At 50.4% G+C, this 14,448-nt stretch carries 11 protein-coding genes; 1 reads left to right on the plus strand and 10 read right to left on the minus strand.

What is annotated here, in order from left to right:
- Window positions 1-486: 486 nt before the first annotated feature.
- Window positions 487-1,809 (plus strand): molybdopterin-dependent oxidoreductase, encoded by a 1,323-nt coding sequence (locus tag L6H98_RS27280; protein ID WP_236420852.1) that lies wholly within the window; start codon window positions 487-489, stop codon window positions 1,807-1,809.
- 104 nt (window positions 1,810-1,913) lie between these two features.
- On the opposite strand, the gene ligA is transcribed toward L6H98_RS27280, so the two are convergent.
- The 10 genes from ligA to L6H98_RS27330 form a co-directional block, all read right to left on the minus strand.
- Window positions 1,914-3,929, minus strand: coding sequence for an NAD-dependent DNA ligase LigA (gene ligA, locus L6H98_RS27285; RefSeq protein ID WP_236420853.1), 2,016 nt, complete (start codon window positions 3,927-3,929; stop codon window positions 1,914-1,916).
- Window positions 3,930-4,039: 110 nt separating this feature from the next.
- Window positions 4,040-6,388 carry a DNA helicase PcrA gene (gene pcrA, locus L6H98_RS27290; RefSeq protein WP_236420854.1) on the minus strand — a complete coding sequence of 783 codons (2,349 nt, stop codon included), beginning with the start codon at window positions 6,386-6,388 and terminating at the stop codon, window positions 4,040-4,042.
- Between the two features lie 174 nt (window positions 6,389-6,562).
- Entirely contained in the window at window positions 6,563-7,258 is a 696-nt protein-coding gene (locus L6H98_RS27295) for a heptaprenylglyceryl phosphate synthase (RefSeq protein WP_236420855.1), read from the minus strand.
- 116 nt (window positions 7,259-7,374) lie between these two features.
- Window positions 7,375-8,250, minus strand: a complete 876-nt coding sequence (locus L6H98_RS27300) for a phosphatidylinositol-specific phospholipase C/glycerophosphodiester phosphodiesterase family protein (RefSeq protein WP_236420856.1) — start codon at window positions 8,248-8,250, stop codon at window positions 7,375-7,377.
- 185 nt (window positions 8,251-8,435) lie between these two features.
- On the minus strand, window positions 8,436-9,836 hold the full coding sequence (locus tag L6H98_RS27305; protein WP_236420857.1) for an undecaprenyl-phosphate glucose phosphotransferase: 1,401 nt from the start codon (window positions 9,834-9,836) through the stop codon (window positions 8,436-8,438).
- Window positions 9,833-10,822 carry a glycosyltransferase family 2 protein gene (locus L6H98_RS27310; RefSeq protein ID WP_236420858.1) on the minus strand — a complete coding sequence of 330 codons (990 nt, stop codon included), beginning with the start codon at window positions 10,820-10,822 and terminating at the stop codon, window positions 9,833-9,835. The genes L6H98_RS27305 and L6H98_RS27310 overlap by 4 nt, the downstream gene beginning before the upstream one ends.
- A gap of 388 nt (window positions 10,823-11,210) precedes the next feature.
- Window positions 11,211-12,074 carry a dTDP-4-dehydrorhamnose reductase gene (gene rfbD / locus L6H98_RS27315; protein ID WP_236420859.1) on the minus strand — a complete coding sequence of 288 codons (864 nt, stop codon included), beginning with the start codon at window positions 12,072-12,074 and terminating at the stop codon, window positions 11,211-11,213.
- Complete coding sequence (gene rfbB / locus L6H98_RS27320; RefSeq protein ID WP_236420860.1) at window positions 12,071-13,096, minus strand: dTDP-glucose 4,6-dehydratase; 1,026 nt, start codon at window positions 13,094-13,096, stop codon at window positions 12,071-12,073. The genes rfbD and rfbB overlap by 4 nt, the downstream gene beginning before the upstream one ends.
- A 34-nt stretch (window positions 13,097-13,130) precedes the next feature.
- On the minus strand, window positions 13,131-13,682 hold the full coding sequence (rfbC, locus tag L6H98_RS27325; protein ID WP_236420861.1) for a dTDP-4-dehydrorhamnose 3,5-epimerase: 552 nt from the start codon (window positions 13,680-13,682) through the stop codon (window positions 13,131-13,133).
- Between the two features lie 17 nt (window positions 13,683-13,699).
- Window positions 13,700-14,443, minus strand: a complete 744-nt coding sequence (locus L6H98_RS27330) for a sugar phosphate nucleotidyltransferase (protein ID WP_236420862.1) — start codon at window positions 14,441-14,443, stop codon at window positions 13,700-13,702.
- Window positions 14,444-14,448: the final 5 nt, after the last annotated feature.

A 14,448-nucleotide genomic window follows, 5' to 3' on the forward strand; every position in this document is an offset into this window, starting at 1 on the left:
CAAACTCTCCAATAAAGATGAATTTCGGTCACGAGGTTAATCGTGATGAAAATCATCTGAGGTATTGAAAAGAGCGATTAGCTCATTTGAATCTGACGATTCATTGTATTGCACAATTGCTTATCATTTGTTCAGTTTTCAAGGAACTTGATTGTCCACAAGACGTTTGTCCCGGACAGGAATCTTATCATATCATGTCGACCATTTTCTTGTCAACACTTTTTTCGACAGCTTTCGGAGCGTTTCAACAATCATCCGTCCGAAGCGACAAAAAATAATATATCACGAATGAATTTTTAATGCAAGCATATTATTTAAATTTTTATATATTTACTGATTGCCACCGCTATATACCTGTATTCCAACCTTTTTCTCACTACCCTATCGAGTTTGGTCTCCCATCCATAAACCTTTATAATGAAGTATATGAAATTAAAGACGCTTCTTTAGTTTACAGCAACCCACTTTATAGCGAGGTGATCGTTTTTGAAGAAGTGGTTGAATTCCGCCCGCAAAGGGTATGGCAAAAAACTGGTCTCCATTCATGCCTGGAATGCATGGTTGGTGCTTATCCTTTCGATTACCGGACTGATGCTTGTCGGGGCATTCTGGCGGGAACTGCTCGGCATCGGGCGGGTATGGCTGAAATGGCTGCACATTGTCGCCGGTCTGGCTATGTTGGCCCCGGTCGGTTACTACTTACTGCTCGCGGGCAAGCATTGGAAGCAGCTCCGGAACAAACCTTGGCAGCGAACCAATACCATCGTTGTACTTACGCTGCTTACGGGATGGATTTTGTCGGGAATTGTTCTGTGGCAGTTCAAGCTTTCCGGTCCCCGGTGGTCCAATGCCGCACTGTTGATTCACGATGCGTTGACCTGGGTGGGCCTTCCTTATATGATCTACCATTCGATTACGCGATCAAAGTGGCTTAAGGAGCCCTCTCGAAGAACCATCCGTCCCATTGCCGACAGCACCGCTCCCCTTCCTGTTTCAAGCAGCCAAGTACCTCCAGCATCCAAAAGCCAATATCCAGAGAGTGCGATCCGCCAAAAAACGCCACAGCCTGTTTACACCCGGCGTGCTTTTCTCAAAGCTGCAGTCGGAGCAGGACTTGCCGTTACGCTCGGGCCCACGTTTGTTTCATGGGTAGGAAAAAACCTGAATACCAGCACCAGCATGGAAGAATTGCTGGCCAACGATCCCAATCGGATGGTGCCCGTTCCTCAACCGCACTCTTCCTCCAATCCTCCGATTGGCGGCGGGGCAGAAGGCCGTTTCCGCGTGTATACGGTAACCCCGATCCCTTCGTTCTCCAATGAAAACTGGTCTTTCCGCGTCGACGGTCTGGTTGAGCATGCGCAGGCATGGAACTGGGAGCAATTCGTCAAGCTTCAGCGGACCGTACAGGTTAGCGATTTTCACTGCGTTACCGGATGGTCGGTGTACAAAAATACGTGGGAGGGCATTCCGCTCAGGCATTTTCTCGCACAGGCCAAAGTCCAACCCGAAGCCCACAGCGTCAAGTTTTATTCCGCCGATGGCGTCTACACCGATGCGATTACCCTTGACCAGGCGCAAATGGATGACATCATGATCGCCGTCATGCATGACGGCAAGCCGATCCCTGCCGATCTGGGCGGTCCGGTACGCCTGATCATCCCGCAAATGTATGCTTATAAGTCGGTAAAATGGCTAAACCGGATTGAGCTGATTTCCGGCGAACATATCGGATATTGGGAGGAACGCGGATATGATAAAGATGCCTGGCTTACAGGAGCGGTCGCCCGCCTTCCAAACATCCGTTGATATTCTTCCCCAAATTCACTCAAAAATAAAAATCCCCGCTAGCCGCGTCAATGCAGCTACCGGGGATTCTTTGCGTTATTTCGTTTCAGTTCGTCCGTGTTTCATTATCCTTGATTCAGCAGCCTTACAAGCTCATCCTCATCCTCGATCGTAGGAATGCCCAAATCATGCGCTTTCGCCAGCTTGCTGCCTGCTTTCTCGCCGGCGATGACCAGATCGGTCTTCTTGGATACGCTGCCGGTCACTTTGGCACCAAGTGCCTCCAGACGCTGCGTAGCCTCGTCCCGGGTCAGTTGATGCAGGGTGCCGGTAAGCACCACCGTTTTGCCGCTGAAGAATGAATCCTGCACAACGGCCGCCGGAGCTTCCGGAGCCTGAGCCTTGACGCCAAGGCTCAACATTTTCTCGATGGCTGCTTGCATGAACGGGTCCGCAAAGAAAGCTGCAATGCTCTCGGCGACGATGCCGCCCACGTCCGGAAGCTCAATGAGCTCTTCCACGGTAGCGTTCATGATCGCATGGAGGTCGCGGTAATGATCGGCCAGCATTTTTGTCGTCGTTTTACCGGTGTTCGGAATGCCCAGGGCATACAGGAACGAAGCGAGGTCGCGATCCTTGCTTTTCTCCAGTGCCGCCAAAAGGTTATTCGCCTTTTTCTCGCCGAACCGCTCCAGCTTCACCAAATCCTCGAATTGAAGGGTATAGAGCTCTGCCGGTTCGCGAACGCTCAATTCATCATACAGCTGGATGGCTGTCTTCTCGCTGAACGTTTCGATATCCATGGCATCACGGGATGCAAAATGGGCAATGCGTGCCACGGTCTGCGGTTTGCATGCCAATCGGTTGTTGCAGAACAGGTGCGCTCCGCGCTGCTCGAGCGGGAAACCGCAGGCAGGGCAACTTTCCGGATAGACGATCTCCTCTCCGTCATTTTCTTCGGTTACTTTTCCGAGAATTTCCGGAATGACGTCATTGGAACGGCGGATGAACACGCTCGTGCCCAATGCGAATTTCAGGTTTTTGCGCTCGATGTCCCCCACGTTGTTCAACGTGCAGTTCTGAACCGTAACCCCTGCCAGCTCGACCGGCTCGACACGTGCGAGCGGCGTGACCTTTCCGGTACGTCCTACGTTCCAATCCACCGACTTCAGGACCGTCGTCGTCTCTTCCGCCTCGAACTTGAACGCAACGGCCCAGCGAGGGAACTTGTCCGTATATCCCAACACTTCGCGGGTGCGCATGTCCGTAATCTTGATGACCGCCCCATCGATGAGATAATCAAGCTGATCCCTGTTTTCCTGAATGGCGTCCAGCTGCTCCACCACATCCTCGAACTCATGAAAGTATGTGATCGACGGGTTTACTTTGAAACGGTTTTCGCGCAGAAAGTCCATCATCTCCTGATGGGTGGCGAACCGAAGATTGTCCGAGTACCCGACATTGTAAAAATAAGCATTCAGCCTGCGTTCCGCAGTGACCTTCGGATTGAGGTTGCGCAGCGCCCCCGCGGCGGCATTGCGCGCATTTTTGAGCGGTTCGGCGGCCGTCTCGTTATATCTGCTCAATACGGACAGGTTCATGATGCCCTCGCCCTGCACTTCAATCGTTCCCGCCGTATATGGGATCTTGAGCGGAACCGATTTGATCGTTTTGACTTGCGCCAAAATGCCTTCGCCCACCGTGCCGTTGCCGCGCGTGGATGCCTGAACGAGTTCACCGTTCGTATACGTCAGGTTCAGGGTAAGACCATCGAATTTCAGCTCAATGACATAACCGGGGTCCGGCAGAGGATGATCCGGATTTTTGCTGTTGTAGTCGTTCACCAGCTTGATCACACGGGCATTCCAACTTCTCAGCTGCTCCATGTTCTGGGCTTTGTCCAAACTCCACAGCGGGGATAGATGACGATGCGGTTCAAATCCCTTAAGCAGTTCACCACCCACGCGCTGCGTAGGCGAATCCGGCAAAACGATGCCGCTTTCCCGTTCCAGCGTAACCAGTTCGTCGTACAGAAGATCATACTCCTTGTCACTGATCTGCGGCTGGTCCAACGTGTAATACTGGTAGTTATGCTGATTGAGCTCGGTTACGAGTTGCTCCATCCGGTGCATCGGATCCATATGGGGCCATCCCTCCGTATTTAAATGGTTTATATGTGTTGTTTAAAAGCACGTCATTATGTAGAACGAACGTCAGAGCAGGTCTGGCGTTCGTTCCGTTGCAAGATTTATTATTCCACTTTGGTGATCGGGGCAAAACCGGCAAGCAAACGTTTGACGCCAACCGGGGCCGGAAATGCAATCTGCAGCTCCGTATCGTTCCCCGTGCCTTTGACGGCAACGATGGTTCCTGTCCCCCATTTGCCATGCTGTACTTTGTCGCCGGCTTTGAACGCACCTGATCCGTCCGCTGCAGAAGCAGGCTTCGACGAAACCGACGGTGTGCTCATGGTCACGCGAGAAGACGCAGCCGAAGTAACCGAGGACGTCGCCGAAGAACCGCCGCGGCTCTGACGGTCGAACAGCTTGCTTCCGCCGCTGCCGAAATTGCTGCCACCGGTGCTGCCCAACCCGCGTCCGCCGTAAGAACCGCCACCCGTACTGCTGCCGCGGCGATATCGGTCACGCGCCATTTGCGTGTCTTCTTTCAGCTCGTCGGGAATCTCGTCCAAGAAACGCGAAGGCGGATTCGCCGTAGTCCGGCCGAACAGCGTCCTCATCTGTGCACAGGAAAGGAACAATTGTTCCTCCGCCCGCGTAATGCCCACATAGGCCAGGCGGCGCTCCTCCTCCAACTCTTCGTTATCCATGAACGCACGGCTGTGCGGGAATACGCCTTCCTCCATGCCGATGATGAACACGACCGGGAATTCCAGCCCCTTCGCACTGTGCATCGTCATGAGGGTTACCGCGTCGCTGCGGTCTTCCTCATCGTCATTCATCGTATCGATGTCGGCAATCAGCGCCAAATCCGTCAGGAAGGATACAAGCGTCTTGTCTTCATTGTTTTTCTCGAATTCCATCGTAACCGACAGGAACTCTTCGATATTTTCCAACCTTGCTTTCGACTCGAGCGTATTCTCGGCCTGCATTTCCGTGCGGTACTGGCTCATCTCCAATATTTTCTCTGTCAGCTCGGTCACCGACAAATACTCGACCATTTGGTGCAGTGCAGCAATCATGTCATAAAATTCAACGAGTGCATTACGCGTACGTCCTGCAAAGCCGAGGTCATCCACCACTTGCAGCACGCGATAGATGGATACGCCGCGTTCAGCCGCGGCCGCAGCCAGCTTGGCCACCGTCGTGTCGCCGATGCTGCGCTTCGGCACGTTAATGATCCGGGTCAAGCTGATATCGTCGTCCGGGTTGGAGAGCAGGCGCAGGTATGCCAGAATGTCCTTGATCTCTTTCCGGTCATAGAACTTGATGCCGCCGACGATCTGGTACGGGATATCCGATTTGATCAAAATTTCCTCGATCACCCGGGACTGGGCATTGGTCCGGTACAAGATGGCATGGTCCTGATAGGATTTTCCGTTCTTTGCGTTTTTACTAATTTCGGAGGTAACGAAATACCCTTCATCATGCTCGGAATCGGCACGGTACACCTTGATCTTCGCTCCGCCTTCCTTGTCCGTCCACAATTTCTTCGGTTTGCGGCCCGAGTTCAGGGCAATGACTCCATTCGCCGCGTTCAGGATGTTGGACGTGGAACGATAGTTCTGCTCCAGCATAATGGTGCGCGCTTCGGGATAGTCCTGCTCAAAGTTCAAAATGTTGCTGATGTCGGCACCGCGCCAGCGGTAGATCGACTGGTCGCTATCGCCCACGACGCAGATGCGGTGGTGGCTGTCTGCCAGCATGCGGCACAGCATGTACTGGGCACGGTTCGTATCCTGATACTCGTCCACATGGATGTACTGGAATTTCTTTTGATAGAAATCGAGCACTTCCGGCACTTCCTTGAACAATTGGATCGTAGCCATGATGAGATCGTCAAAGTCGAGCGAGTTGTTCGCCTTCAGCCGCTTCTGGTACATGGTGTAGATCTTGGCCACGATGCCTTCGAAATAATCCCCGACCTTGCGTTCGTATTGTTCGGGTCCGATCAGTTCGTTCTTGGCCGTGCTGATCATCGCTTGAACGGCCTTCGGCTCGAACTTTTTCGTATCGATGTTCTGGTCCTTCATGCAGCTGCGAATCACGGACAGTTGGTCCGAAGAGTCCAGAATGCTGAAATTGGACGTAAATCCGATCCGTTCGATGTCGCGGCGCAAAATGCGAACGCACATGGAGTGGAAGGTGGATACCCAGATGTCGCGGCCGTCGCGGCCGACCAGCTGGGCTACCCGATCCTGCATCTCGCGGGCGGCCTTGTTCGTAAACGTGATCGCCAAAATGCCCCACGGCGGGGTCTTCCGTGTAGCGATCAAGTATGCGATCCGGTGCGTCAGCACCCGGGTTTTGCCGCTGCCCGCTCCCGCCATAATCAGCAGGGGACCGTCGGTTGCTTCGACGGCCTGACGCTGAGGCGTATTCAGCCGGGCTATGGCGTCATGTATATTTACAGGTTGCATGCATGCATGCTCCTTTCGTGATGAATTCGGTCTTGCACGTGAACAGTTGCGAGGCAAAGCTTTATTTTAACAGATTATGCGGGAGAAATGGGAGAATGGGAAGCATTGCCCGCCATACTTGTTTCAGGAGAGATTGGAAAACGCCAAACGGATCTCCGTTAGCCGATTAGGACGCTACACCGAGGCTTTAACGGCCTGCACCGTCTCCAGTGCCTTCGCCAAATCGCTGTATACGATATTGCCAACGACAACGGTATCTGCCGCCTGGGCAGCCTGGGCCGCTTTCTCGGCTCCATCGATGCCCCCACCGTAGATCAAATGCGACAGCTCCAGCTTTCGGCGCGTTTGCGCAACCAGCTCCATATCCCCAAACGTGCCGCTGTACTCCAGGTACACGACGGACAGTCCCATCAACCGTTCCGCAGTCTGGGCATACGCCACCACCGCCTCTGTGCTCAGATGGGTGTCTGCCCCCGTCATTCTGGCCACGGTCGAATCGGCATTAAGCACGATATACCCTTCCGCAATGAGCTCGTCCCAGGGAATCAGGTAACCGTATTGCTCGATGGCACGCTGGTGCTGTCCGATCAGCCACTGGCTGTCCGTCGTATTAAGCACCATTGGAATGAGGTATCCATCGAAACCAGGCACCACCGCCTCCAAATCGGAAACTTCGAGCACACACGGCAGCTCATAACGCCGCACTCTGGACATGAGGTCTACCGTATTGTCATAAGTTACTCCCGACGAACCTCCCACCATGATGGCGTCGGTTCCGGACATGCAAACGCGATCCAACGCTTCATCGGTAATTTCCCGATCCGGGTCGAGCTTAAAAACATGTCTCCACTGCTTTATCATATCGATCAACGAACATTCCTCCAGAGGTTCTTCTACATCTTCAAAACACTTGTAAACTAAGTCTATGCCAGCAGGGAGTGAGTGTCAATGTTCGCATAAAAAGGGGAACAAAAAAAGGAAGCCAACTACGGCTTCCACGCAACGCGGGTGTTCATCCGCTCGATTTCCTCTTCGGTCAGCACGTCGGAATATACGCCGTACACGCCCCATTTTTCATAATTGGCCACCTGCTCCGTTTCATTGATCGTATGCACGTACGTAACCGCCCCTGCCCGCTTCAGCCTGGCAACGAAATCCCGGTTCACCTTGTATTCGGGCATGGTCACCGCTGCAATGTCATGATCTTGCACAAAATCCACCACCTGAGCCTCGGTATCCTGCGTAGCATACAACGTATAGATGATGGACGAAAAATCATGAATTTGCTTCACCGACTCCAGCATCGCTTCATTATAAATCTGGACAACGACCCGATCGAGCAATGCCGGATCACGCTCCTGCGCAGCATCCACCAGTGCCGTGAGCACCTGCCGGATGTCCTCGTCCTGCTGCTCCTTCGTATCGGTCACGATGTACATGTCGGGATACTCGGCCAGCACGTCCATGATGCCGTCTGCATCCATCGGTTGGTACATGCCCAGAATGGGGGTGTTCATAAATTCCTCATGCGTCAGCGGGCCGGCTTGTTTTTCTTCGGGAAGCTCTTCATCTTGACCCAGCAGTTTGCTCATATTCGCCGTCCACTCATGCCTCGCCACTACCTTGCGGTCAGACGTCAGCATGAAGTCGATCTCGAACACGCGCGTGCCCTTTTCGTAGTTGGCGATCATCGCTTCGTAGGCATTCGTGTAATGCTGGTCGCGGATGCTGCCCATCGCATGGGCAATCAACCGGTAAGCGGTAAAACCGTCATGCTGCTCCTCGCTCTGGCTGTCATAGGCAAAAAACAGCATGCCCACGGTCACGATCAACAACGTTATGGGAGCAATCCATCGTTTCATATCGTTCACATCCTTGAGCCCGGCTTCAATCTCAGTCTGGAAATCAACTCATTATTCAGGGTTCAGCGTTTATTGCTAACTACCCGGTTTTAGGGGAATAGAAACAAAAAAGTCGCCTATTGGCGACTTTTGGATGATGACACGATGTGGCCGTCTACTTTTGAGGAAGGTATTGCCCGTTTCATTCAATAAGCATTTTTCATGCCGTTGCGGATCGTTTCCCAAATGATTTTGATATCGAATAATAGCGACCAGTTCTCAATATAGAATATATCCTGTTCAATGCGGTCCTCAATAGAGGTATCTCCCCTTAATCCCTTGCTCTGGGCTAACCCCGTAATTCCCGGCCGGACGTGATGTTTGATCATGTATTTGGGAATCTCCTCACGGAACTGGTTCACATAGTACGGCCGCTCGGGACGTGGTCCAACGACGCTCATATGCCCCAACAGCACGTTGAAGAACTGCGGGAGTTCGTCCAGGCTGGTACGTCGGATGAAGCTGCCGAATGAGGTGCGGCGCGGGTCGTTCTGGGTGGACCATCCCGTATCTACCGTTCCTTCAGGCATCACCTTCATCGAGCGGAATTTGTACATGAAAAATGTACGCCGGTTCAGCCCGACCCGTTCCTGCTTGAAAATGATCGGACCAGGCGACGTCAACCGTACGCCTAAGGCGACAACAAGCATCACTGGAGCGGTGAGCACGATAGCCACCAACGAGAAAAGGATATCGAATGCACGTTTCAACAGGCGGTTCACGGCGATGTCAAGCGGAATATCGCGCACGTTGATCATGGGCATGCCCGCAAAGTTGTCAAAGTGGGGACGTGCCGGCAAATAGTCAAAAAAGTCGGGAATAATCAACGTTCGCACTCCCGCCTTCTCACAGACGTCAATAATATGCGGATACTTGTCATGCGCATCGAGCGGAAGAGCAAGGATGACCTCATCGATCAGGTGTGTCGACAGGATTTCCTCCAATTGATCGATGCGTCCCAGGATCGGTTTGTAGCGCTGCTGCTCCTCTCGATCCCAAGAACGATAATCGTCAAGGAAACCATGAACTTCATAGCCCAACTCCGGATAACTGCGAAGGTTATTGTAGAACCTTTTACCAAGAGTACCTGCGCCCAAGATCAGCACGAACTGACGATTGAAGCCCTTTTTACGAAGTCTTCGGAGCTGCAGCTTGACGATATACCGGTAAATCAGGGTGAAGGCAACATTGCCGATCATGTACATGGCCAGATATGCGCGGGAGATGTTCACTTCTTTGAAAAAGAACATCAAGCTCATCAACATAAAGAAGGCGATGCCATGGACTTGGATCAATTTCATGAATTCATCCACAAAACGTTTCTTGCGTTTCGGCACGTAAAGGGAAGACATCAGGCCCGTGATGATTGCAAGCCCCCCGTATACCAAACTCCAAGCGAAGTATTTTTCAATGGGCAGTGGATCCTGATGTGTCAGCAGATCACTTTCGAACTTGATCCACCAGGCCAGCAAAAACGAGACCTGGATCACCATGAAATCTGCCGCAATATACAATTGGGTTAAAAATCGCTGATTACGACGAATCATGTGTTCACCTCGGATGATGTCTCTCGATCTGCCCCATGGCCTAATGACGAACTCTTCCGTGGAGCCGACCTGATGAGCTTATTGCGGATAAGAGACATTGAAAATTTTAGTGAAATGCCGAGCCATACGACCGTGTTCGTAAAAAGGCTATACCGCTTGGCATAATGTTTACGATGAAAAACCCACATCGCCCTATGAAACTCATAGACAATTTTCATAGGTTTGCGCCGGGCACTCGCACCCTTGTAATGCACAATATATGTACGCGGGTAATAATAAATGCCCCAACCTGCCTCTTTGATTCGGTAACACCAATCAACATCTTCTCCATACATGAAAAAGGTTTCGTCCAACCCACCAACCTGTTCCACGACCTCCCGGCGAACCAACATAAATGCACCAACAAGGCAGTCGATCGGATATTCATCATCCGGACTAAGATGCCCCAGCTGATATTGGTTAAACTTCGGGCGGTCAGGGAATAGGCGGGATAGACCAAAGGCATAATAGAACGAAGCCGATGGCGTAGGAAACCCACGTTTGCATGCTTTATCCAACGAACCATCCGGAAGAATCACCTTGCAGCCGGATGCCCCCATCTCTGGACGGCGATCCATGAATCCAATCATAACCTCCAGCGTATCCGGCTGAACGACCGTATCGGAGTTGAGCAGCAAAATGTAACGCCCTCTGGCCACCTTCATACCTTGGTTATTCGCAACGGCGAATCCCGTATTGTCACCATTGGCGATCATAAGAACCTCCGGGTATGCCGTCCGGATTGCCTCCACCGAGCCATCATGAGAAGCATTGTCGATTACGATGATCTCATAATGGTAGGCTGTCCGAGAAGCGTATACAGATTCCAGGCAATCCAGCGTCAGCTGCCGCGTATTGTAGTTGACGATGATGATGCTGACGTCTACATGTTTCGTTTGGTTGTTTTTTAATCTGCTCCACGAGGGAGCATCGATCGTTTCGGTCATTGCATAAACTCCTGACTTCATATTGCTGTGACAGCGTTCGACATTTGCGAGCATGCTGCACCGATCATTGAAATCTGGTGCCATCTACCGAAAGTATAGCATATTATGGGTGAATAAGTGAAAGGCTAACTTTGATAAATCGGCACCTTCAACGAAAAGTTTGAATACTTCTCCAACCCCCGTATATTTGCTTTAAGGTCCTCAGGTTTAAAAACCAAGTTTAGAATTTGTCCAACATAGTCGCCCAAATACGATAAAACGTCTCGCTTAATACGAGACGTTTTATTAAAGCAATTTCCTATTATTTATTATTCTATTAATAGAATTGACCCGAGATTTGTTAGACGTACATGAATTTAATTACACAATCTATAACTTGTTTTTTCGTTTAATTAGACATTTCTCTTAAAAAATTCTTTAAGCCTTCATGCCATGAACACAAATCTGAAAAACCGTTGGTCCGAATAGCCAAATGGTCCATCACCGAATTGCGTGGACGTGGAGCTGGTCGGGGGAATTGCTCCGTCGTACAAGGCTCAAGCTCCGCTTTAATGGGCAAACCTGCAATAACACGCGCCTCATTGAAGATGGTCTGGGTGAACTCATACCAAGTGCAGGATCCGCTGTTCGATGCATGATATATGCCATACTTCTCCGTTGCCATGAGCTCAATCAGGAATTCCACCAAATCCACGGTGTACGTCGGTGACCCTTTTTGGTCATGTACCACCTGGAGCTTCGGCTTTTCTTGGCCAAGCTTCAGCATCGTTTTTACGAAATTATTGCCGTAATGGCCGTATACCCATGATGTCCGTACAATAAACCATCTTGAAGACAGCGTCTGCACCAGTAATTCCCCTGCTCGCTTGGACTTCCCGTATACGCTTTGTGGGTTAGTATTATCATATTCCTGATAAGGCGTAACCGAAGTGCCATCAAAGACGTAGTCCGTACTGATATAAATCAGTTTGGCTCCTGCTTTTTCTGAGGCTACAGCAACATTGCGGGTTCCCATCGCATTTACTTTATACGCCCCATCCGTATCCGTTTCTGCAGCATCAACTGCTGTGTATGCAGCACAATGGATAACGAGCTCTGGTCCGAAGGAAGCGATAACTTCATTTACCTTTAACTCATCTGTAATATCCATTTGATCGCGGCTGCAAGCGAGGACGAAGTGTCCCTTCTTTTCCAAAAGGAGCACGACATCCCGTCCCAGTTGTCCGCTAGCCCCGGTAACTAACACCTTCATTGCTTCGTATCTCCCAAACGGGAGCCATATTGTTTGGCGTAATACTGCTGGTAAACGCCCGACTGGATCCGTGTCCACCATTCCTTGTTGTCCAGGTACCATTGAATGGTTTCCTTAATCCCGGTCTCAAACGTGTGCTTCGGCTTCCAGCCAAGCTCGGACATCGTTTTGTTTGGGTCAATCCCGTATCTGCGGTCATGTCCTGGACGATCCTGTACATATTTAATCAGAGACTCTGGTTTGTTAAGCTGCTCCAGAATCGTTTTTACAATATGCACATTGGTTCGCTCGTTATTGCCGCCAATATTGTATACCTCACCGTTCCGTCCCCGGTGTATAACCAGATCGATTGCACTACAGTGATCCTCAACATAGAGCCAATCCCGAATATTCAAGCCATCTCCATATACAGGCAAGGCCTCGTCCGCCAAGGCACGGGATATCATCAGTGGAATCAACTTTTCAGGAAACTGGTACGGACCATAGTTGTTGGAACAGCGCGTAATGTTCACGGGCAGCCCAAAGGTCTCGTGATATGCACGTACCAGCAGATCTCCTCCCGCCTTGGAAGCGGAGTATGGGCTGTTTGGCTGCAGTGGTGTTTCTTCAGTGAACAGACCGGTTGGACCAAGTGACCCATACACCTCATCCGTTGAAACCTGGACAAACTTGGTGACACCATGTTTTTTGGCAGCATCAAGCAGCACCTGAGTGCCGTTCACATTCGTTCGAACGAACACATCGGGCTCCAGAATACTCCGGTCCACGTGGGACTCGGCGGCAAAGTTAACGACTACATCGACACCTTGGCCGATCAGGCGGTCCATCTCCGCAGCATCCGTAATGTCTGCTTTTACGAAGGTATGCTGCTTGTTGCCTTCGAGGGATTTCAGATTCTCCAGATTCCCCGCATACGTCAGGGCGTCCACGTTGATTACTTCGTAGTCAGGATGCTGCTGTAACATATACATCACAAAGTTGCTTCCAATAAAACCGGCACCGCCGGTGATAAGCAGTTTCATAAGTTCGAAACCTCCTGTATCCTTCGCTATCTATCTAAAAATCGAAATTGATCTCCGCGTCCTTAAGCAGTGGGTGTTTCTGATCCTTCTCTGATAAAACCGGGGTGGATGTGGGCCAGTCTATTCCAAGTGCAGGATCACTCCACAATATGCCGCGATCATGCTCTGGGGAATAGTATTCGTCCACTTTATACAAGACTTGGGTATTAGGCACGAGCGTGCAAAAACCATGGGCAAACCCTTTCGGAACAAGGAGCTGCCGATAGTTATGCTCACTCAAAATAAATCCTTCCCACTGTCCAAACGTCGGCGAGCCCTTACGGATATCCACAATGACATCATAGATTGCTCCGGATATGACCCGAATCAGCTTCGTTTGAGCCTTTGGGCTAAGTTGATAATGCAAACCGCGGAGAACGCCTGGGTTTACCGAAAAGGACTGATTATCTTGTATGAAATAGTAGTTGAGTCCGTGCTGCTTCATGAGCTGATCATTGTAACTCTCCATAAAAAAACCCCGGTGATCACCATGAACTACAGGTTCAAGCAGAGTAGCTCCATTCAGTTTTGAGGAAGTCAAATTCATTCTAAACTCCCCTTTAATTATAATTTTAATTTACCGAACGCCTCATCAAAGAGTATACTTTGGGACAATTCATTTGCTCTTGCGAGTGAGGCATGCGTTCCCGCATCAGTCCACCATCCTTGTAGGATATCAAAGGTCAACTGATTATTCTGGATATATGCATTGTTCACATCCGTAATCTCTAATTCGCCTCGTGCAGAAGGTCTAAGTGTTTTGATAATTTCAAACACCCTATTATCAAACATATATATGCCGGTAACCGCATAATTGCTTTTAGGTTGCTGAGGTTTTTCCTCGATGGATACGATCCGTGAACCTTCAATCTCCGGCACGCCAAATCGATGAGGATCAGATACTTGTTGAATTAGAATTTTCGCCCCGTCTTTTTGAACTTTAAAATTATCTACATATGGAGCGATATCATCCTCAAATACATTATCCCCCAAAATAACGACCATTTGATCAGTTCCTACAAAATGCTCGGCAAGACCTAAAGCTTGGGCAATGCCTCCCGCTTCGTCTTGAACCTTATATGTAAAAGTGACCCCCATCTCACTTCCACTACCGAGCAAATTCACTACGTCCCCCATATGTTCTTTACCAGTTACAATAAGAATGTCCTCAATCCCCGCCTTTCTCAGCTTAAACACGGCATGGAAAATCATAGGGTACTTGCCCACTGGCAGAAGATGTTTATTGGTAACTTTGGTGAGGGGATATAAACGTGAACCGGTTCCCCCTGCTAGAATTATACCTTTCATTATGC

This window comes from Paenibacillus sp. JJ-223 (assembly GCF_927798175.1).
Classification (GTDB): domain Bacteria; phylum Bacillota; class Bacilli; order Paenibacillales; family Paenibacillaceae; genus Paenibacillus; species Paenibacillus hubeiensis.

What these genes read in the sequence shown, in the direction of transcription:
- rfbB (WP_236420860.1), bottom strand. Translation starts at nt 13,096, where the DNA reads ATGAAACTGCTTATCACCGGCGGTGCCGGTTTTATTGGAAGCAACTTT.
- pcrA (WP_236420854.1), bottom strand. Translation starts at nt 6,388, where the DNA reads ATGCAACCTGTAAATATACATGACGCCATAGCCCGGCTGAATACGCCT.
- L6H98_RS27310 (WP_236420858.1), bottom strand. Translation starts at nt 10,822, where the DNA reads ATGACCGAAACGATCGATGCTCCCTCGTGGAGCAGATTAAAAAACAAC.
- ligA (WP_236420853.1), bottom strand. Translation starts at nt 3,929, where the DNA reads ATGGATCCGATGCACCGGATGGAGCAACTCGTAACCGAGCTCAATCAG.
- rfbC (WP_236420861.1), bottom strand. Translation starts at nt 13,682, where the DNA reads ATGAATTTGACTTCCTCAAAACTGAATGGAGCTACTCTGCTTGAACCT.
- L6H98_RS27300 (WP_236420856.1), bottom strand. Translation starts at nt 8,250, where the DNA reads ATGAAACGATGGATTGCTCCCATAACGTTGTTGATCGTGACCGTGGGC.
- rfbD (WP_236420859.1), bottom strand. Translation starts at nt 12,074, where the DNA reads ATGAAGGTGTTAGTTACCGGGGCTAGCGGACAACTGGGACGGGATGTC.
- L6H98_RS27330 (WP_236420862.1), bottom strand. Translation starts at nt 14,443, where the DNA reads ATGAAAGGTATAATTCTAGCAGGGGGAACCGGTTCACGTTTATATCCC.
- L6H98_RS27305 (WP_236420857.1), bottom strand. Translation starts at nt 9,836, where the DNA reads ATGATTCGTCGTAATCAGCGATTTTTAACCCAATTGTATATTGCGGCA.